The 19,834-nt window shown below is 49.5% G+C and carries 19 protein-coding genes; all 19 read left to right on the top strand.

Annotation, left to right across the window (positions count from 1 at the left end; all coding sequences use genetic code 11):
• Positions 1-15: 15 nt before the first annotated feature.
• The 19 genes from fliE to TSUB_RS04395 all read left to right on the top strand — a co-directional run bounded on the left by fliE (position 16) and on the right by TSUB_RS04395 (position 19,825).
• On the top strand, positions 16-327 hold the full coding sequence (gene fliE, locus TSUB_RS04305; RefSeq protein WP_087021527.1) for a flagellar hook-basal body complex protein FliE: 312 nt from the start codon (positions 16-18) through the stop codon (positions 325-327).
• Between the two features lie 51 nt (positions 328-378).
• Complete coding sequence (gene fliF / locus TSUB_RS04310) at positions 379-2,121, top strand: flagellar basal-body MS-ring/collar protein FliF (RefSeq protein WP_087021524.1); 1,743 nt, start codon at positions 379-381, stop codon at positions 2,119-2,121.
• Entirely contained in the window at positions 2,114-3,160 is a 1,047-nt protein-coding gene (gene fliG, locus TSUB_RS04315; protein WP_087021521.1) for a flagellar motor switch protein FliG, read from the top strand. The genes fliF and fliG overlap by 8 nt, the downstream gene beginning before the upstream one ends.
• Before the next feature lie 11 nt (positions 3,161-3,171).
• Entirely contained in the window at positions 3,172-3,975 is an 804-nt protein-coding gene (gene fliH, locus TSUB_RS04320) for a flagellar assembly protein FliH (protein ID WP_087021518.1), read from the top strand.
• Entirely contained in the window at positions 3,972-5,300 is a 1,329-nt protein-coding gene (gene fliI / locus TSUB_RS04325) for a flagellar protein export ATPase FliI (protein WP_087021515.1), read from the top strand. The genes fliH and fliI overlap by 4 nt, the downstream gene beginning before the upstream one ends.
• Before the next feature lie 41 nt (positions 5,301-5,341).
• A complete protein-coding gene (gene fliJ / locus TSUB_RS04330) occupies positions 5,342-5,788 on the top strand; it encodes a flagellar export protein FliJ (protein ID WP_087021513.1) in 447 nt (148 codons plus the stop codon).
• A 107-nt stretch (positions 5,789-5,895) separates the two neighbouring features.
• Entirely contained in the window at positions 5,896-8,802 is a 2,907-nt protein-coding gene (locus TSUB_RS04335) for a flagellar hook-length control protein FliK (protein WP_087021510.1), read from the top strand.
• Positions 8,803-8,887: 85 nt separating this feature from the next.
• Positions 8,888-9,391 (top strand): flagellar basal body-associated protein FliL, encoded by a 504-nt coding sequence (gene fliL / locus TSUB_RS04340; protein ID WP_087021507.1) that lies wholly within the window; start codon positions 8,888-8,890, stop codon positions 9,389-9,391.
• A 9-nt stretch (positions 9,392-9,400) separates the two neighbouring features.
• Positions 9,401-10,453 (top strand): flagellar motor switch protein FliM, encoded by a 1,053-nt coding sequence (gene fliM, locus TSUB_RS04345; protein ID WP_087021504.1) that lies wholly within the window; start codon positions 9,401-9,403, stop codon positions 10,451-10,453.
• Between the two features lie 16 nt (positions 10,454-10,469).
• Positions 10,470-10,865: a flagellar motor switch protein FliN gene (gene fliN / locus TSUB_RS04350; RefSeq protein WP_087021501.1), complete on the top strand. Its 396-nt coding sequence runs from the start codon at positions 10,470-10,472 to the stop codon at positions 10,863-10,865.
• Between the two features lies 1 nt (position 10,866).
• The gene (gene fliO, locus TSUB_RS04355; protein ID WP_414718363.1) at positions 10,867-11,253 is read left to right on the top strand and encodes a flagellar biosynthetic protein FliO; all 387 of its coding nucleotides are present in this window, start codon (positions 10,867-10,869) and stop codon (positions 11,251-11,253) included.
• 40 nt (positions 11,254-11,293) lie between these two features.
• On the top strand, positions 11,294-12,103 hold the full coding sequence (gene fliP / locus TSUB_RS04360) for a flagellar type III secretion system pore protein FliP (protein ID WP_414718372.1): 810 nt from the start codon (positions 11,294-11,296) through the stop codon (positions 12,101-12,103).
• A gap of 27 nt (positions 12,104-12,130) precedes the next feature.
• Positions 12,131-12,400 (top strand): flagellar biosynthesis protein FliQ, encoded by a 270-nt coding sequence (fliQ, locus tag TSUB_RS04365; protein ID WP_087021498.1) that lies wholly within the window; start codon positions 12,131-12,133, stop codon positions 12,398-12,400.
• A 32-nt stretch (positions 12,401-12,432) separates the two neighbouring features.
• Complete coding sequence (gene fliR / locus TSUB_RS04370; RefSeq protein ID WP_087021495.1) at positions 12,433-13,215, top strand: flagellar biosynthetic protein FliR; 783 nt, start codon at positions 12,433-12,435, stop codon at positions 13,213-13,215.
• Between the two features lie 10 nt (positions 13,216-13,225).
• The gene (gene flhB / locus TSUB_RS04375) at positions 13,226-14,362 is read left to right on the top strand and encodes a flagellar biosynthesis protein FlhB (RefSeq protein WP_087021492.1); all 1,137 of its coding nucleotides are present in this window, start codon (positions 13,226-13,228) and stop codon (positions 14,360-14,362) included.
• 127 nt (positions 14,363-14,489) lie between these two features.
• Complete coding sequence (flhA, locus tag TSUB_RS04380; RefSeq protein ID WP_087021489.1) at positions 14,490-16,583, top strand: flagellar biosynthesis protein FlhA; 2,094 nt, start codon at positions 14,490-14,492, stop codon at positions 16,581-16,583.
• A gap of 48 nt (positions 16,584-16,631) precedes the next feature.
• Positions 16,632-18,227, top strand: coding sequence for a flagellar biosynthesis GTPase FlhF (flhF, locus tag TSUB_RS04385; protein ID WP_087021487.1), 1,596 nt, complete (start codon positions 16,632-16,634; stop codon positions 18,225-18,227).
• Complete coding sequence (locus tag TSUB_RS04390) at positions 18,220-19,110, top strand: MinD/ParA family protein (RefSeq protein WP_087021484.1); 891 nt, start codon at positions 18,220-18,222, stop codon at positions 19,108-19,110. The genes flhF and TSUB_RS04390 overlap by 8 nt, the downstream gene beginning before the upstream one ends.
• The gene (locus TSUB_RS04395; protein WP_087021481.1) at positions 19,103-19,825 is read left to right on the top strand and encodes an RNA polymerase sigma factor FliA; all 723 of its coding nucleotides are present in this window, start codon (positions 19,103-19,105) and stop codon (positions 19,823-19,825) included. Before TSUB_RS04390 ends, TSUB_RS04395 begins: the two co-directional genes overlap by 8 nt.
• The last annotated feature ends 9 nt before the right edge of the window (positions 19,826-19,834 follow it).

Below are 19,834 nucleotides of genomic sequence, written 5' to 3' on the forward strand. Positions count from 1 at the left end.
AGAAGGAATGCGAAAATGAAAGTGAGTGATCTTCAAGCAGAAATGGCAAGCATGCGTTTGGAAGCACAAAGTACAACGCGCCCAGCAACAGGCCAGCAAGTGAGTGAAGACTTTGGCAACTTGTTGTCCAATGCCATCAACACGGTCAATCACCATCAAAAGCAATCTAGTCAGCTTCAAACACGTTTTGATTCCGGTGATCGCTCAGTGTCACTGTCAGATGTGATGATTGCGCGAAATAAATCTAGTGTGGCATTTGAAGCCACGGTAGAAGTGCGCAACAAGTTAGTTGAAGCATACAAAGAACTGATGAGCATGCCGGTTTAATCGACATTGTTAGTCATGTTGAGTAGTTAAGTCAGAGTTAGGACGAATGCAGTGGCAGAGGAATCGGTGAAACAAGATCTTGCAGTGGCTGGCGATGCAGCAGCCGTCCCTGCAACGGTCGACGATACGCTAGATAGCCAGAACCTAGACATCAATGAGACGAGTTCGTCTAAGATGGAAGGGTTGCTGGGTGATCTTGATATCGTCAGACAGATTATCTTGGTGCTCTCTGTCGCCATCTGTGTGGCGTTGATTGTCATGCTCTTCTTCTGGATTAAAACGCCAGAAATGCGTCCGCTCGGGACTTATGAAACCGAGGAACTGATCCCCGTTCTCGACTATCTCGATCAACAAAAAATTGAATACAGCATCGATGGCAATACGATTCGTGTTCCTGTCGACCAATATGCCTCGCTTCAACTCAACCTCACTCGCGCTGGACTGAACACACGTACACAGGCGGGTGATGATATCTTGCTTAACGATATGGGATTTGGTGTCTCGCAACGTTTAGAGCAAGAACGCCTTAAGTTGAGCCGTGAACGCCAGTTAGCGCGCGCCATTGAACAGATACGCCAAGTCAGTAAGGCGCAGGTGTTATTGGCGATGCCGAAGCAAAGCGTCTTCGTACGTCACAACCAAGATGCATCGGCAACCGTATTTCTTACCCTACGCACAGGGGCAACCTTAGGCCAAGAGGAAGTCGACTCCATTGTTGATATGGTGGCTACAGCCGTGCCCGGGCTGACACCTGCAAGAGTGACAGTGACTGACCAACATGGTCGTTTGCTAAGTTCAGGTACGCAAGATGCCACTGCAATGGCACGCCGCAAAGAGTACGAGATGGTGCGCAAGCAAGAAGCGAACTTGCGCGATAAGATAGATTCTATCCTCATCCCTGTACTCGGCCTTGGTAATTACACCGCGCAGGTTGATGTCTCGATGGACTTCAGTGCCGTCGAGGAGACGCGCAAACGCTTTGATCCTGAAACACCTGCGACGCGAAGCGAGTTTACCCTCGAAGACATCAACAACGGCAGCCGTGTTGCGGGTATTCCAGGCGCGTTAAGTAATCAACCACCGGTAGATTCGTCGATTCCGCAAGATGTCATTGATATGCAGAATGGCACGGGCACGGGTGGTTCTGTACACCGTGAAGCGACCCGAAATTTTGAACTTGATACCACGATTAGTCATCGCCGCGGTCAAACAGGCGTTATCGACCGTCAAACCGTGTCTGTTGCGGTGAACTATCGCCCAGAAGTGAACGCTGAAACGGGCGAAATGAGCATGGTGCCACGCACAGAAGCTGAGCTAGAGAATATTCGTCGCTTGCTGATGGGCGGTGTCGGCTTCTCAGATATGCGTGGTGACATGATTGAAGTGATTTCGGTGCCGTTTGTTTCACCAGAAATGGATCAAATTGGCGATGTTCCGATTTGGGATCATCCGAACTTCAATAACTGGATACGCTGGCTTGCAGCCGCCTTAGTGATGATTGTCGTGGTACTGGTACTGATTCGTCCTGCCATGCGCAAACTGCTCTACCCGAATGTGGCTGAAGATGGCACGCCACTTGGGCCTGATGGTCTCCCTCTGCCACAAGACAACGAAATTAGCCTACTTGGCAGTGACATTGATGGCATCGAGGGCTTTGAATTTAGCAGCAGCTCAATTGATCTGCCAAACTTACATAAAGATGAAGACTTGTTGAAAGCGGTACGGGCGCTGGTAGCGAACGAACCGGATCTCGCAGTACAAGTAGTGAAAAGTTGGGTGACGAACGATGGCTGATGATCTAGCACCGGGCGAAGAAGGTGCCCCATTTGATATTGCAACCTTGAGCGGTATTGACCGCGCAGCGATCCTATTATTGAGCTTGAGTGAAGAAGACGCCGCGTCGATCATTCGTCACTTGGAGCCTAAAGAAGTACAGCGTGTTGGTGGTGCTATGGCCACCATGCAAGATCTTAATCAGGGTAAAGTTGCCGCGGTGCATCGCAACTTTATCGAAGAGATTCAGAAATACACCTCAATTGGTATGGGCAGTGAGGACTTTGTTAAGAAAGCTCTGATTGCTGCCTTGGGTGAAGATAAAGCCAGCAACCTCGTTGACCAAATCCTGATGGGAAGTGGTTCAAAAGGATTGGATTCATTGAAGTGGATGGATCCGCGTCAAGTTGCCAGCATCATTGTTAATGAGCACCCCCAAATTCAGACCATTGTTCTCTCTTATCTGGAGCCTGAGCAGTCGGCCGAAATCATGTCTCAGTTCCCTGAACGTGTCCGCCTCGATTTGATGATGCGTATCGCTAACTTGGAAGAAGTTCAACCTGCGGCATTGCATGAGTTGAATGAGATTATGGAGAAGCAGTTCGCTGGTCAGGCGGGTGCGCAAGCGGCGAAAATTGGTGGCCTGAAGGCTGCAGCGGAGATCATGAACTACCTCGACAACAATGTCGAAGGTTTGTTGATGGAGCAGATTCGCGACAACGACGAAGACATGGCGACGCAAATTCAAGACCTGATGTTTGTCTTCGAAAACCTTGCCGAAGTGGACGATCGTGGCATTCAAGCTTTGCTGCGTGATGTGCCTCAAGAGCAGCTTCAGAAGGCGCTTAAAGGTGCAGATGATGGCTTGCGCGATAAGATCATGCGTAACATGTCGAAACGTGCTGCTGAAATGCTGGCTGATGATTTGGAAGCCATGGGGCCTATTCGCGTCTCAGATGTGGAAGCCGCACAGAAAGAGATCCTTTCTATTGCTCGACGCTTGGCCGATGCAGGTGAAATTATGCTGGCATCTGGCGGCGGCGCAGATGAATTCTTGTAAGGTGAGCGGTTATGGCCTTTGATCGTCGTCGCGGTTACATCCGAGTCACGGAAGAGCAAAACCCAGAGCTCGCTAAGTGGGATTTGCCTGATTATGGTGAAGTGGATGAGCTGCCACGGGAAACCGCGCTTAATTACGATCCTAATTGGCAAGCGCCCGAACCAGAGCCGGAAGAACAGGAAGAGATGCCCGCGCCCCTAACGGCTGCGGATCTCGATACAATCCGTCAGTCTGCTTATGATGAGGGGTTTGCTGATGGCCAAGCGAAAGGGTATCAGGCTGGTTTTGAAGCCGGTGAGCCTGAAGGGCATGCAAAAGGGCTAGAGACCGGTCAGGCTGAAGGCCTTGAAAAAGGTCTTGAAGAAGGTCAAGCAACTATTACCGCGCAAGCCGAGCAGCTTGTTACCTTAGCGGATAAACTAGCAGCACCGATGGCACAAGTGGATGAGCAAGTCGAAAAAGAGATGGTCAATTTGGTCATGCAGCTTGCCAGTGAGCTGTTCCAAGTGGAATTGCAGACGAATCCACAGATAATCCTTAAAACGCTCCGTGAAGCGATCGCCTCTTTGCCGATTGCAGGGCGAAAAACCAGCCTACAGCTTCACCCTGAAGATTTGGCATTGGTGGAAGAGGCTTATGGCAAAGCCAACCTCGAAGGTCGCAATTGGGTGCTGATTGCTGAGCCAGCCTTACAGCGCGGTGACGTGGTTGTTCAAGCGCAAGACTCACAAGTCGATTACTTGATGGCAAATCGCGTCAAAGAGCTACTTCATAACTTCTTAGGTCATAACGGTATGGGACAAGATGCTGTATGACGCAAACACTCGCTCAGCGACTCGCTAACTACAAGACAGAAAGTCTCATTACCAAACCGGTAGCTTCCGGCCGGTTAGTCCGTGTGATTGGTTTAACCTTGGAAGCCGTCGGTTGCAGTGCGCCCGTCGGTAGCTTATGCCAAGTTGAAACCTTGAGTGGGAAAATGGAAGCAGAGGTTGTTGGGTTTGCCGATAACACGCTGTTCCTGATGCCGAGTGAGCCTCTAACTGGGGTTGTCCCCGGCGCGAAAGTGACCCCGATCAGTGAAGAGCATGGCCTATCGGTAGGGCCGGAACTACTCGGTCGCGTTATTGACGGCGTGGGTAAGCCTTTAGATGGCCTTGGGCCAATCTTTACTGAGCAGCAAGCCAGTTTCAATGCCGTTCCTATTAACCCCTTAGCACGGAAGCCGATCAAAGAGCCGCTTGATGTGGGCATCAAGGCGATTAATGGCATGCTGACGGTGGGCAAAGGGCAACGTATCGGTTTGTTTGCGGGTTCCGGTGTCGGTAAGTCGGTCACGCTCGGCATGATGACACGAGGTACCACCGCACAGGTGGTGGTGGTTGGGCTGATTGGTGAGCGTGGTCGAGAAGTAAAAGAATTCATTGATGAAATTCTCGGTACAGAAGGTCGTGAGCGCGCGGTGGTTGTGGCGGCTCCAGCCGATGCATCACCTCTGATGCGCTTAAAAGGTTGCCAAACCGCATTGACGATCGCGGAGTATTTTCGTGACCAAGGCTTAGATGTTTTATTGCTGATGGACTCGTTGACCCGTTTTGCGCAGGCACAGCGTGAAATCGCCTTGTCTGTTGGTGAGCCTCCCGCAACCAAGGGTTATCCGCCTTCCGTGTTTGCTAAACTGCCTGCGTTAGTCGAACGGGCTGGTAATGGCAATGAAAATCAAGGCTCTATCACTGCCTTCTTTACCGTTTTAACGGAAGGTGACGATCTCCAAGACCCGATTGCAGATGCATCGCGGGCGATTTTGGATGGTCATATTGTGTTGTCTCGCGAGATGGCCGATGCGGGGCATTATCCAGCCATTGATGTTGAACGTTCGGTGAGTCGTGTGATGCCGAATATTGTTGATGATGAACACATGTTGATGGCGAAAGCTTCACGTCAGATTCTTTCCATTTGCCGCAAAAACCAAGATTTAGTCTCGATTGGTGCTTACAAACCGGGTACAGACCAAGCGATCGATCAGGCGTTCTCCTACAAGCCGAGACTGGATCAATACTTGCAGCAAGGCATGAAAGAGGTGGTGAATTACGAAATGTGCGTCAATATGTTGCGGGCCACGCTTCAACCTGCTGGTTGAGTTGGAGATGATGTTTTTAGGTTCTTATTGAGAAGCAAGCTATGGCAGATAATGCATTACAACTTATCCTTGAGCGCGCGGAACAAGACGAGAGAGATGCACTGCTGGCAGTAGAGCGTGCCAAAGTTGAGTTAGCGAACTATCACGAACAAGTGGCGCAAATCGAACAGTATCGACTAGATTATTTTTCTCAGATGACAGCGCGAGGTCAGGCTGGACTGACTGCAAGCGAATACAGCCACCTTCAGCGCTTCATTAACCAGTTGGATGAAACGTTAGCAAAACAAAAGTTAGCGGGTGCTCACTTTGAAGAGCAAGTTGTGGAGTGCCAAGCCGCGTTCGAAGAAAAGCGTCAACAAAAGCGCAGTGTAGAGTGGCTGCTGGAAAAGAAACAAGCGGAAAAAAACAAGTTGGCGCAACAGCGTGAACAGCGTCAGATGGATGAATTCGCTAACCTTCAAGCGGCGCGTAAAATCATGATGCGCTGAGTTATATCGAGTTTTTCTCCCACTGAACAAGCACATTGAGGTGGAGTGAGTATATTGGTTCGATTCTTGCATTTTAGTTGGTGAACTAATCTGCAGTGAGATGTCTGATGGACCTAGCCAAACTATTTTCAACTGATGCATCCGTACCGACCAAAACAGGTGGGGGTGGGTCGGTATTAAATACCTCAGTCCCTATTTCCCAATCCGGGACACAGTCTGCTCCGGGCGTATTTGCATCTCAACTTCACTCTTTGTCTAGTGCTCCTCAAGGGCAACAAAATATGAGTAAATCGCCTTTTACTCAACAAGTTAGCCCTTCCAGTAATACTCCCGCATCAACGGTTGCCTCTGTGAACAACAGTAGTAGTGAATCAGCGTCGATGGTGGCAAAAGGCACGATAACTCAACCAACAGAAATTGCGACCGCTGATGTGACAAAAACGTCCGCGTCGGATGCAATGGGAGAAGGAGAAGTCGTGCTGAATCGCCTAAAAGAGGCAGATAAGCAACTTCAAAAAGGCAATAGCTTGCCTCCTGAAACCAAGGTGGCAATGGTTGGAGACAAAGCTTCGCAAGCTAATCTCACCGCGCCTGTGGTCGGCGTAAAAACAGGGAATGAGCAATCGAGTCAAACGCTTACGGGTCAAGTTGCGGATGACACATGGCTCAGCCCAGGTGGTAAAACGACCACTGTAACACCGGCAGAGATGACAACAGTGGACGAGTCTAAGCCTGTCAAAGGTGAGCACGGAAAAGGTGCGGCTAACGTGGCAGCAGGCTCTAACCTAGTATCCTCTTCTCGACTTTCACCGTCTGAACAAGGGGTGAGCGCTTTGAACGCTGAGTTGAGTTCATCAGAGCTTCAACCAAGTACCTCATCACCGATAAAAGGGTCAGCGTTACAAGCGGGTGTGGCTCAAGCGATGACAATGCAATCGGGGCTGGGAAAAACTCAGGGGAAAACGAGTGGCGACAACGGGACTGTTGGCAGCACTGATGAAACAGGTACACCTTTTAAGCCTGCTCGACACGCCTCTAACCTTGAGGCAGAGACGTTAAATAAGGCCGTGGTTTCTGCTGCCGTATTGGATAGCGACGGGATGGACCGTGCACTTCAGACAAAGCCAGTTAAGTCCGACGCAGAGACAATCAAGCCGCTAGCAGAGAAGGGGGCGCAAAGTAATAAGCTGGATAGCACATTGAACTCGCAGTGGCATCAAACAGATGTAGAGAAAGGGCTTGCCGCGACGACAGATTTCCCAGAACACTCTGAGTTGCCATTAGCTCGCTTAGCAGGTTCGCAAACGGCTTTATCACCAACGGCCTTATCACAAACCGTCGCCTCGAACGCTGTTGCTTCTGAAACCGTTATCGCAGAGAGAGAGCTTGGACACACGGTCAGTCGCAACCCACTACAAGCCGCAGGGGCAACCCCATTGGTCGCGGAACAGTCAACACAACCTTTCGTGGATTCTGGGCTAGCTGCGCCTCAAGCGATCTCTTTGTCGAAACAGTTCCCTGGGGGGGAACAACAGGCGATGAATCACGTTGATCCAGCCCAGCGAATGCAAAGTGGTGAGTTGGCTTGGCCTGCATTGGAAAAGCAAACATTGGCACATGTGCCTTTCCAAGGTGAGAAAGAGGTGGCCTCTGTAGCGGAGATGCCCAAACAGGTAATTGATCAAGGTGATGTGCTTAATGTCGTGCCAATACCAACCGAACTCGATGTTGAAGTTGACAGCTTGGGGGCGCAGTCGCACCAAGGTCTTGCTGATGTGGCGGGTGTCACAGCGTCAGTAAATACTCACAATGACATTCCGTGGCAGGTCAATGAGCTTGATGCTTCAACGTCGGTGCAGTCAGCTCAGGCATTTACCGCGATGACAGGTGGTAGTGAAGAACTGATTGGCGAACAACAACCTGAGTTTGCGACATCTGACGTTGCAACAGATGTCTTGGATCCAGCTGTTGTGGCGGTCGCATCGGGTGTTTCTGCGCCTGTGGCTGCGCGTCAGACTGTGTCTACTGGCCAGATGTCGTCAGAGCGTACCAAGGGTACTCCGGCAAGTAGCATGATGAGTGCTGGTGTTGTGGCTGATGATACGGCATTGGACGAGAGTGCAGGACGGCAATCGGCAAGCCCACATATGACGGCACAAAGTGTGACCAGCGGTAATACGCTATCACCCAAAGAAGTGAGTAATGAAGCGACAACCCGAGATCTTACTCAAGGCATGCTCCGCCAACCTAATGGCGAGGTGCAGGCCAAGACGAGTGAAAATGTGATGGAAACCCAATCAAAGCCATCGCTCGACCTGCTGACAGCAGCACGTGCAGCGCCAACAGTGGCAGCAGCCAGTGCGTCGACGCAGCCATTGAGTGCCGCCGCAGAAAGGACGATTAAAACCGCCACGGCTGCGAGAGCTGTCGGTCACGTTGCTGATGAACATGGTGCTACTGATGCTGCGCAAAGCGCGCCAAGGCAGTTCCAAGCTGGATTGCAACAAGCGTTAGGGGCACAGGGGCTCCGTGCGGAAGCGGCTCAACCACCAATGAATATGCAGCCGGGCGAAGGACAGCAAGCGATAACGGAAAAAGTGCAGATGATGCTGTCTAATAACCTTAAACAAGTCGATATCCGCTTGGACCCACCTGAGTTGGGTAGAATGCAGATCAAACTGAATCTCAACCAAGATCAGGCGAGTGTGCAGTTTACGGTGAGTTCTAGTCAGGCAAAAGAAGTGGTAGAGCAAACCATGCCACGACTACGTGAGATGTTGAACCAGCAGGGGTTGCAGCTAGCGCAAGGTAATGTTCAACAAGATGCCAGTGGTCGTCAGTCTCAACAGCAGGGCAACGGGATGATGAATATGGCGAATGGCAATGGTAACCAAGGAAATCAAGGTGGTAGTGGTCAAAATGGTACACCGGATTGGACACAAACTGCGGCCAGTGATGAGCAGATTGAACTCTTTGTCGACGAACGGCAAGAAGGCGTTGATTATTATGCATAATAATCGGTAGCAGTGGTTTATACTGTTGTCATTGGTGCGTTACCAGATAACAGATGAATCATGAGTGATTATTCAAGGAGAGTTCATGGCTGATGACAGTGATATGCTGGAAGATAAACCTTCCGGCGGCAAAAAGAACATTCTGATTTTCATTATTCTCGGTGTAGTGTTACTTGCCGCGGGCGGTGCAGCTGGCTATTTCCTTTTTGGCTCAAGTGAGCCTGCGCCGATGACTGAGGCCGAGGCGGAGCCAGAGCCGATTGTCAGTGGACCAGCATTGTATGTGACATTGCCTCAGCCGTTTATTTTTAACGTGACTGGCGATTCGAGAGACCGTCTTGTCCAAGTGAACGTTCAGTTACTTGTGCGTGGCGAAGCAAATGAAGAGTTGGCAAAGAGCCATTTACCCTTGATTCGCTCGACACTGCTTTCTGCATTTGGTGCGGCAACAGTCGAGCAGCTGCGCAATCCAACTGGACGCATGGATTTACGAGCTAACGCAACGCAGGCGCTGCAATCGGCAATGAGTAAAGTAGCGGGTGAAAACGTCGTCGAACGTGTGTTGTTCACCGGCTTTGTAATGCAATAAGGGGTTATTGTGAGCGATCTTCTCTCCCAAGATGAAATTGATGCGCTACTTCATGGGGTTGATGATGTAGAAGATGAAGATGATGGTGGCAGTAGTAACCTAGAAAGTGCCGTCGTCTTTGATTTCTCGTCACAGGATCGCATTGTTCGTGGTCGGATGCCGACCCTTGAGCTGATTAATGAACGTTTTGCGCGTCACATGCGAATCAGCTTATTTAACATGCTGCGCAAAACAGCCGAAGTGTCGATTAATGGCGTACAAATGGTGAAGTTTGGTGAGTACCAAAACACGCTTTATGTACCCACTAGTTTAAATATGGTGCGCTTTCGTCCGTTGAAAGGAACGGCCTTGATCACCATGGAAGCACGCTTGGTCTTTATCCTCGTGGAAAACTTCTTCGGTGGCGATGGCCGTTTTCATGCCAAAATCGAAGGACGTGAGTTCACGCCAACCGAGCGCCGTATTATTCAAATGCTGCTAAAACTGGTTTTTGAAGACTATCGCGAGGCGTGGTCACCAGTAATGGGGGTGGAATTTGAGTACCTTGACTCTGAAGTGAACCCGACGATGGCTAACATTGTCAGCCCGACCGAAGTTATCGTGGTGAGTTCGTTCCACATTGAGGTGGATGGTGGCGGTGGCGACTTCCATGTCGTGATGCCGTACTCCATGGTCGAACCAATCCGTGAGCTGCTTGATGCGGGTATCCAGAGTGACAAAATGGAAACAGATGTCCGTTGGAGTAAGGCACTGCGTGATGAAATTATGGATGTGCCCGTTAATCTTCGCGCGACTTTGCTGGATGTCGATCTTAGCCTTCGGGACTTGATGGAACTTCAACCGGGCGATGTCATCCCGGTCGAAATGCCCGAAGCGGCAACCGTCTTTATTGAAGATTTACCGACATTTAGAGCCAAGATGGGTCAGTCAAATGACAATATTGCGCTCAAAGTAACAGAAAAACTGAAGCGACCTGATATGGTGAAAACAGATCTGGCGTTTCTCGATCGTGATGCCTTAGGTGAAGCCCTAAGTGCTGAGAACGATGAGCATGATGATTAATTGAATAGGTAACACCATGGATCAAAATGACGATCAACAAATGGCGGACGAATGGGCTGCCGCACTAGCCGCACAAGAAGTTGAAGAGAGTGTGAAAGCTGCACCACTTGATGAGCTGGTTGATGATCCTGCCCCCATCAGTGATGATGAGCGTAAGCGACTTGATTCAATTCTTGATATTCCCGTCACCATCTCAATGGAAGTTGGTCGCACGCAAATCAGTATTCGTAATTTATTGCAACTTAACCAAGGTTCGGTGGTTGAGTTAGACCGTATTGCCGGTGAGTCATTAGATGTCTTGGTCAATGGCACTTTGATTGCGCATGGTGAGGTGGTTGTGGTCAACGACAAGTTTGGTATTCGCCTAACCGATGTCATAAGCCAGACTGAACGCATCAAGAAGCTTAGATAATATGAGGAATAACAAAGCATTACTTTGTTTGACGGGCATGGTTTCTATGCCCGTTTTTGCTGCTGGTCCAGATTTAAACATCGCCACGACGCTGTTATCGCTTGTCATGGTGATCGCGCTGATCTTTTTGCTTGCGTGGCTAATGAAACGCATGCGCTTACCACAGATTGCGGGACATCAAGGTCCGTTGCGCGTTGTAAAACAACTGCCACTCGGTCAAAAAGAGCGTGTTGTTGTGGTCGATGTGAATGGTGAGCAAGTACTGTTGGGTGTTACGGCCAACAATATCACCTTGCTAAAATCACTTGATACACCGTTACCTGAAGATTCGCCACCTGAGTTTGCTAAACAGTTTGCCAAGCTGATGAAGAAAAATGAAACGGATTAAATGGTTTGCTGTCATGATGACGGCTATTTGTTTGTTGTGGATGTCGCCTCTTGCTGCAGAAGAAGAGGTTGCTGCTGCGGTACCTGCTGCCGCGGCGACACAAGAGAATATCACAGTGAGTGAGATGCAATCGGTAAGTGGCGATGGCGTCAGTCAAATGCTCGATGTCGGGCCGGGTGGTATTCCAGCGGTGACAATGACTGTCAACCCTGACGGTAGTGAAGACTATTCAGTAAGTTTGCAGATCCTCGCTATCATGACTGCAATGGGTTTTCTGCCCGCGATCGTGATTCTCATGACCTCCTTTACCCGTATCGTTGTTGTTATGTCGATACTGCGGCAGGCCATGGGTTTGCAACAAACGCCATCGAATCAGGTGATCATTGGTATCGCCATGTTCTTAACCTTCTTTATCATGTCGCCTGTGATTAGCGAAATTAATCAGCAAGCATTGCAACCTTATATGAATGAAGAGATTAACGCACGTCAGGCGTTTGATAGTGCGCAGCAACCACTTCGCGCGTTTATGTTGAAACAGACCCGAGTAAAAGATCTGGAAACCTTTGTCGGTATGTCTGGCAGTGATGCGACATCGCCAGAAGAGGTACCGATGACGGTATTGATTCCAGCATTTATCACCTCAGAGTTAAAAACCGCTTTCCAAATTGGTTTCATGCTCTTCTTACCGTTTTTGGTGATTGACTTGGTGGTCGCTTCTATTTTGATGGCAATGGGTATGATGATGCTATCGCCCATGATTGTTTCTTTGCCGTTTAAGTTAATGTTGTTTGTCTTGGTGGATGGGTGGAACTTAATCCTTTCGACTTTGGCAGGCAGCTTTGGCATGTGATCTTGGGAGAAATGATGAGGGAGTGCGATGACACCTGAGTCTTTTGTAGAAATATTCCAAGATGCCTTGATGATGGTACTGCTGATGGTGTGTGCCATCGTCATACCGGGTCTTCTTATTGGTCTATTGGTGGCGGTTTTCCAAGCCGCGACCTCGATCAATGAACAGACATTGAGTTTTTTGCCTCGTCTTGTGGTTACGCTGTTGGCTCTTATGTTGTTTGGTCACTGGATGACGCAGACTTTGATGGAGTATTTCTTCGGCCTGATCGAACGTATTCCTTTACTTCTCTATTGAGCCTCGTGGCCCATTAACTGTGTTGCTCCAGTATGGAATATCCCGCTAACGTCATTATTGAGTATCTCGCCAATTTGCTTTGGCCGTTTACGCGTATCTCATCAATGATGATGGCGATGACCTTCTTTGGTGCTCAGTTTGTCTCGCCGCGCATTCGTCTCTATCTTGCTATCGCGATCACATTGGCAGTAAGTGGCGGTGTACCAGCAATGCCTGTCCAGATCCCTTTGTTCTCAGTTGAAGGGTTTGTGATCACCGCGCAGCAGGTGGTGATTGGTGTTGCAATGGGTATGGTGACGCAATTTGTCACCCAAACGTTTGTTTTGCTGGGCCAGATCCTTGGTATGCAATCGAGTTTGGGCTTTGCTTCTATGGTTGACCCTTCGAACGGACAAAATACCCCGGTGCTGGGTCAGTTATTTCTCTTCTTGGCGCTGATGTTATTTTTGGTGACCAACGGGCACCTAGAAATGCTGCAAGTGGTTGTGATGAGTTTTCAAACCTTGCCGGTTGGAGAGCTGATGCTCGAAACAACTGACTATCAACAGCTTGCGGGTTGGTTTGGACACATGTTCAAGGCCGGACTCTCCATGGCTGTCGCGGGTATTATTGCCTTGCTGACGGTGAACCTCTCTTTTGGTGTGATGACACGTGCCGCGCCACAATTAAATATCTTTGCACTGGGTTTTTCGTTTGCCCTATTACTTGGTCTACTGATCAGCTGGTATATCGTGCTGGGGATTATTCCTAAGTATGAGTTTCATTGGCAGCTCGGCATTGAGCAGATTTGTAGTCTAGTGCGAATGGACTGTTAAGGAGGCTGAGATGGCAGAATCTGACGGTCAAGAACGCACGGAAGACCCCACGACGAGGCGACTGCAACAGGCAAGAGAAAAAGGTCAGGTTGCACGCTCGAAAGAGCTCGCCACCGTCGCGCTGTTGGTGGCTGGTGCTGCCATTATGATGTTGATGGGTGACACTCTTGGCATGGCGTTAATGGAGTTCATGGGGCGGATGTTCACGCTGACCCGTGAGGAAATCTTCGATTTTAGTGTGCTCATGACCGTTCTCACCCAATCGGTGTGGCACATCGTATGGCCGCTGATGATCATCCTTTGTGCACTGTTTGTTGCTGCAGTTATTGGCGCAGCAGGCATCGGGGGAATTAACTGGTCTCTCGAAGCGGCGATGCCGAAGTGGTCGAAGATGAATCCACTCAGTGGCTTAAAGCGTATGGTCGGTATGCAGAGCCTGATGGAGCTGGTGAAGTCGATTTTAAAAGTGATTCTGGTCGCTGGGGTCGCTGTTTGGCTGATGCGCGCTAGTATGCAAGATCTGTTCGAAATCAATCGCGAGCTATTCCCCAATAATCTGTTCCACGCGCTCTCTGTGCTATTGCGTTTTGTGTTGCTGATTAGTTGCTCGTTGCTGGTGGTGGCGGCGATTGATATTCCCTATCAGATTTGGCAGCACACAGAGCAGCTAAAGATGACCAAGCAAGAAGTCAAAGACGAGTACAAAGACACGGAAGGTAAACCTGAAGTGAAAGGGCGGATCCGGATGTTGCAGCGTGAAGCTGCGCAGCGTCGGATGATGTCTGAAGTACCGCAAGCTGATGTCATTATTACTAACCCGGAGCACTTCTCTGTCGCATTACGTTATGACCCAGATCTTGATTCTGCGCCAATTGTTGTTGCCAAAGGTATTGATCATATCGCATTGAAAATTCGAGAAATTGCCAATGAAAATGAGATCGATATTGTGCCTGCTCCCCCCTTGGCTCGGGCGTTGTACCACACTACTGAATTAGAACAACAAATTCCTGACGGTCTGTTTACGGCCGTTGCTCAGGTACTTGCTTATGTTTTCCAGCTTAAAGAGTTCCGTAAAGGGCGAGGTAAGCGTCCGAACGTTAAAGAGCGTAACTTCGAGCCGCCAACAGATATGCGTTACGACAACTAAACGACAGGCGTCAACTTTCCATCACAAAAGTGGGCATGATTCTTGCCTGTTTAGTCCTGAACTGACACAAGCTTGGCGAAAGCCTTTGCTAACCCTTTGTGAAGTATAGGAAAGCAATACCTCCATTATGAAAGCGTCTCTGCCTCTTCTTAACAAACTGCCAATGGATCGCCTCAAAGCGCTACCTTCAATCGGTGCGCCTATTATTGTCTTGGCGACGCTGGCAATGGTGGTACTGCCTATGCCGCCGTTGCTATTGGACATGGCGTTTTCCTTCAATATTGCCCTCTCCTTAGTGGTGCTGTTGGTCACGGTTTATACCCGTCGTCCACTCGATTTTGCTGCGTTTCCCACTGTTCTGCTTATCGCGACGTTATTGCGTTTAGCCTTGAACGTCGCTTCAACGCGGGTGGTGTTACTGCATGGTCACGCGGGCCCCGGTGCTGCAGGTCAGGTGATTGATGCCTTTGGTAGCGTCGTTATTGGCGGTAACTATGCGGTTGGTCTTGTGGTCTTCATGATTTTGATGATCATTAACTTTATGGTTGTCACCAAAGGTGCGGGACGTATTTCAGAAGTGAGCGCACGTTTTACCTTGGATGCGTTGCCGGGTAAACAGATGGCTATCGATGCAGACTTGAATGCAGGGTTGATAGATCAAGACCAAGCAAGATTGCGCCGTAGTGAAGTGACAAAAGAAGCGGACTTTTACGGTTCAATGGACGGTGCCTCCAAGTTTGTGAAAGGGGATGCGATTGCCGGCATCCTGATATTACTTATTAACATCGTGGGCGGTCTTATTATCGGTATGAGCCAACATGGCATGCCGTTCTCTTCCGCGATTGAAGTTTTTACCTTGTTGACCATTGGTGATGGTCTCGTCGCGCAGATTCCTTCTCTGTTGTTGTCCATTGGTGCTGCCATGATGGTGACGCGTCAAAATACAGATGAAGACATGGGGCAGCAGATGTTTATGCAGATGTTTGCCAACCCGAAAGCGCTGATGATTACCGCCGGTATTTTGTTTGTGATGGGCATTGTACCGGGGATGCCACACATACCTTTCTTGCTATTGGCCGCATGTACTGGCGGTTTGGCTTATTGGCAAACTAAGCGCCAGAAAGCGCAAGCGCTTGCGGTTGTCGAACAAGAAGAGAGTTTGCCAGAAGCCCCTGTGCAGCGTGAGCTGTCATGGGATGATGTTCAGCCTGTCGATATCATCGGTTTAGAAGTTGGCTATCGCTTGATTCCCATGGTGGACAAAGAGCAAGGCGGTGAACTGCTAGAGCGGGTGAAAGGTGTACGTAAGAAGCTATCACAAGACTTTGGCTTTTTAGTGCCACCAGTTCATATCCGAGATAACTTAGAGTTACCGCCGAACTCGTACCGCATCACGCTAATGGGCGTGGCCTTTGGTGAAGCGGATATTCGTCAGGATATGGAACTCGCAATAAACCCTGGACAAGTCTTTGGGCAGATTGAAGGTGAGCCGACGCGAGACCCTGCCTTTGATCTTGAAGCGACGTGGATCATAGAGAGTCAGAGAGAACATGCACAGGCGCTAGGCTACACGGTAGTGGATTCAGCGACTGTGCTCGCAACCCATCTCAGCCAAGTTTTGACGAATCATGCTTCTTTGTTACTCGGGCATGAAGAAGTACAGAATTTGTTGGAGATGCTATCGAAATCGGCGCCGAAACTGGTTGAGAATTTCATTCCTGATCAGCTTCAGTTAGGCGCTGTGGTCAAAGTTCTGCAAAACTTACTCAATGAGGCGATACCGATTCGAGACATACGCACAATAGTGCAGACAATGTCGGAGTATGCGGGGAAGAGTCAAGATCCCGACATCTTAACAGCAGCGGTACGTATTTCACTGAAACGTATGATAGTGCAGGAAATCAACGGGGTTGAGCCAGAAATTCCGGTGATTACATTGGTGCCAGAGTTGGAACAGATGTTGCATAAAACTATGCAGGCGTCAGGTGGCGAATCAACAGGTATTGAGCCTGGTTTAGCAGAGCGATTGCAATCGTCACTCACAGAAGCATCGCAGCAGCAAGAGTTAAAAGGCGAGCCGTCTATTTTGCTGACTTCTGGTGTATTGCGTAGCACGCTGGCTCAGTTTGTGAGGAACACGATACCTAGCTTGCATGTGCTTTCTTATCAGGAGGTACCTGACGAGAAGCAAATTCGCATCGTGAATGCAGTGGGTAATTAATCAGCAACGCTCACACCATGTAAGTAGTTGTCGTTCAGGAAGAAGATATTGAAGATTAAACGCTTTTTTGCCAAAGACATGCGCACTGCGCTGAGCCAAGTGAAAGAAGAGCTCGGTGCGGAAGCGGTGATCATGTCTAACAAAAAGGTGACAGGTGGTATCGAAATAGTGGCTGCGGTAGATAATGACGCGCAACCCGCACCACCGCCACCACCAAGTCGAGCGTCTCAAGCGCTCTCTAAAAACTATGATGCAGCTAAACGAAAACTGGCTGATGATCGTGTAGAGCTTTCGCAACAGCAGCAGCCCAAAAATGGCGGCCGTTTTGCGAAAGTGCTCCAGCATTTCCAATCTAATGATGCGCCACCATCCGATGAGACTGAAGCTGATAGCTTGAGCGCATTATTAGCGCGACAACAGAAGCGTCAGAATAATGACACGCGCCAAGGATTCTCCGCACCATCGTCATCGCCGCGAGATAATTCTCGTCAGGAATATGACAATCGTGTGACGCAGCAAAAGAATGCGTCGCCGCAACCTAAACGAAAGAGTCGCTTCGAGAGTAATGACTTTGCTTTCGATGGCAATACGGCGGGCCAAGCAAAACGCAATACAAACTTTGGTCGACCACGTCGAGATGATGAGCGAAATGCCCCCAAGCTCGATCCAAGCCGCTATGACTCGCGCAATGCTCAGGTATCACCTGCTGAGCTCGATAGTATGCGAGAAGAGATGGCGGCGATTCGTAAGCTTCTGGAGCATCAAGTGTCAGGTTTGATGTGGCAAGAAGTTGAACGTCGAGAGCCAATGCGCGCCATGATGATCAAACGGCTGGAAAAGATGGGATTATCTGATGAACTGGCGGATCAGCTAGCTTGCTATATCCCTGAAGAAGTCGCGCCAAAAGAAGCATGGCCTGTTTTGCTTGAAATGCTCGCGGATCAAATTATCACCTTAGATGATTGCATTTTAGAAAACGGCGGCGTTGCTGCCTTGTTAGGGCCAACTGGTGTTGGCAAGACAACGACGATTGCAAAGCTTGCGGCACGCGCCGCCATGGAACATGGCCCAGATGAAGTCGCATTAGTCACAACTGACACATATCGTATCGGCGCACATGAGCAATTAGCGACGTATGGCCGAATTATGGGATGTCCGGTAAGAGTGGCTAAAGATGCTGACGAGCTTGCCGAAGTACTATACCAGTTACGTCATCGTCGTTTGGTATTGTTGGACACGGCAGGGATGGGGCAGCGCGATATACGCCTGTCTGAGCAACTTGACGCACTAATGGAGAGCAGCGGCTCTCAAATTAAAAGCTACTTAGTTCTTCCTGCAACCGCGCAACGTCGTGTATTGCAGGAAACCATTGAGCATTTTCGACGCATCCCTCTCGCGGGTTGCATTGTAACCAAGATTGACGAGTGCTTAAGCTTAGGGGAACTGATTAATGTCACCATCCAAAATGCGCTTCCAGTCGCTTACATTGCGGACGGGCAGCGTGTTCCTGAAGATATAAAAATCGCAAGCGGCAATTATCTTGTTGCAAAAGCGAATGAATTATTAGAGCAAGAACTAAAACATCAGCAACATTTCTGGAGCAGTGATGCCTCAGACGCACAGGCGGCAGATTACTATGATTAATTCGACTATGCATGATCAAGCAAGCGGACTTCGTCGAATGACGCAAATTACTTCTACCAAAGTTATCACGGTAACGGGTGGCAAAGGTGGTGTTGGCAAAACCAATGTCACACTCGGTACCGCAATCGCAATGGCCAAACAGGGTAAGCGCGTCATGGTATTGGACGCCGACCTCGGTCTGGCGAATGTTGATGTGATGTTGGGGCTGCGTGCCAGTCGCAACCTTTCTCATGTCTTATCGGGTGAATGCGAGCTGCAAGACATTATTGTGGAAGGGCCACATGGCGTTCAGATCGTCCCCGCGGCCTCCGGTACCCAATCTATGGTGGAACTGACACCAGCACAGCATGCTGGTCTCATCCGCGCCTTTGGTTCACTGGAGCAAGATGTAGATGTTCTGTTAGTCGATACCGCTGCAGGCATTTCTGACATGGTGCTGAGTTTTGCGCGCGCAGCGCAAGATGTCGTGGTGGTGGTGTGTGATGAACCTACATCAATAACAGATGCTTACGCGTTGATTAAGATCTTATCGCGAGAGTATGATGTACCGAGATTTAAAATAGTAGCCAATATGGTTAGAAGTTACCGTGAAGGTCGTGAATTGTTTGCTAAACTGACGAGAGTAACAGAGCGATTTCTTAACGCTAACTTAGAGTTGGTGGCGTGTATTCCTTTGGATGACAAGGTAAGACAGTCGGTTAAACGTCAAAAGATTGTCGTTGACGCCTTTCCTCGCTCGCCAGCCGCATTGGCACTGAGTTCACTGGCTAATAAAGCCTTGTCGTGGCCAGTTCCGTCTAACCCTGGTGGCCACTTGGAATTTTTTGTGGAGCGCCTATTGGTAAAGCCGAGTGAAGAAGCCGGAGAGCATGTAGGTGAGTAAAGCGTTAACCTACGAGCGCAATCAACAGAGTCCACAAGCATTTATAGAGCGATATTCACCGTTGGTAAAACGGATTGCCCATCACTTGATAGGGCGTCTACCACCGAACGTACAGCTCGAGGACATGATCCAAGCCGGAATGATAGGCTTGATCGAAGCGCAGCAAAATTATGATCCCTCAAAAGGTGCAAGTTTTGAAACTTTTGCCGGGATTCGTATACGCGGCGCGATGCTCGACGAAATTCGACGTGGTGACTGGGTACCCCGCTCTGTGCACAAAAACAGTCGCCTGATTGCTCAGGCGATAGCCGAACTCGAAGTCTCTTTGGGAAGAAACCCGACAGACCAAGAGATCGCCACCGAATTGAAAATGTCGACTTCTCAATACCATCAAGCCTTAAATGATGTTAACTGTGGTCGTTTAGTCGGTATTGAGGATTTGGGAGTAACCGAAGATAGCATCTGTAACGAAGAAAACCGCGAGGAAAACCTTCCCTTTCAGGATGTTGTCGACGATAATTTCAAAACATCGCTTGCTGAGGCAATTCGCACTTTGCCAGAGCGCGAAGCACTGACACTCTCGCTGTATTATGACGAAGAGCTCAACCTGAAAGAGATCGGGGCGGTTCTTGGGGTGAGTGAGTCACGTGTATGCCAAATTCACAGTCAAGCGATGCAACGTTTACGCTCCAAGCTTACGGCTTGGGACACCTAGTTTCTTTGA

The organism is Thaumasiovibrio subtropicus, from assembly GCF_019703835.1.
GTDB lineage: Bacteria > Pseudomonadota > Gammaproteobacteria > Enterobacterales > Vibrionaceae > Thaumasiovibrio > Thaumasiovibrio subtropicus.

Coding starts and splice junctions, on each gene's coding strand:
- fliE (WP_087021527.1), top strand. CDS start 16: ATGAAAGTGAGTGATCTTCAAGCAGAAATGGCAAGCATGCGTTTGGAA.
- fliG (WP_087021521.1), top strand. CDS start 2,114: ATGGCTGATGATCTAGCACCGGGCGAAGAAGGTGCCCCATTTGATATT.
- fliH (WP_087021518.1), top strand. CDS start 3,172: ATGGCCTTTGATCGTCGTCGCGGTTACATCCGAGTCACGGAAGAGCAA.
- fliI (WP_087021515.1), top strand. CDS start 3,972: ATGACGCAAACACTCGCTCAGCGACTCGCTAACTACAAGACAGAAAGT.
- fliJ (WP_087021513.1), top strand. CDS start 5,342: ATGGCAGATAATGCATTACAACTTATCCTTGAGCGCGCGGAACAAGAC.
- TSUB_RS04335 (WP_087021510.1), top strand. CDS start 5,896: ATGGACCTAGCCAAACTATTTTCAACTGATGCATCCGTACCGACCAAA.
- fliL (WP_087021507.1), top strand. CDS start 8,888: ATGGCTGATGACAGTGATATGCTGGAAGATAAACCTTCCGGCGGCAAA.
- fliN (WP_087021501.1), top strand. CDS start 10,470: ATGGATCAAAATGACGATCAACAAATGGCGGACGAATGGGCTGCCGCA.
- fliO (WP_414718363.1), top strand. CDS start 10,867: ATGAGGAATAACAAAGCATTACTTTGTTTGACGGGCATGGTTTCTATG.
- fliP (WP_414718372.1), top strand. CDS start 11,294: ATGTCGCCTCTTGCTGCAGAAGAAGAGGTTGCTGCTGCGGTACCTGCT.
- fliQ (WP_087021498.1), top strand. CDS start 12,131: ATGACACCTGAGTCTTTTGTAGAAATATTCCAAGATGCCTTGATGATG.
- fliR (WP_087021495.1), top strand. CDS start 12,433: ATGGAATATCCCGCTAACGTCATTATTGAGTATCTCGCCAATTTGCTT.
- flhB (WP_087021492.1), top strand. CDS start 13,226: ATGGCAGAATCTGACGGTCAAGAACGCACGGAAGACCCCACGACGAGG.
- flhA (WP_087021489.1), top strand. CDS start 14,490: ATGAAAGCGTCTCTGCCTCTTCTTAACAAACTGCCAATGGATCGCCTC.
- TSUB_RS04390 (WP_087021484.1), top strand. CDS start 18,220: ATGATTAATTCGACTATGCATGATCAAGCAAGCGGACTTCGTCGAATG.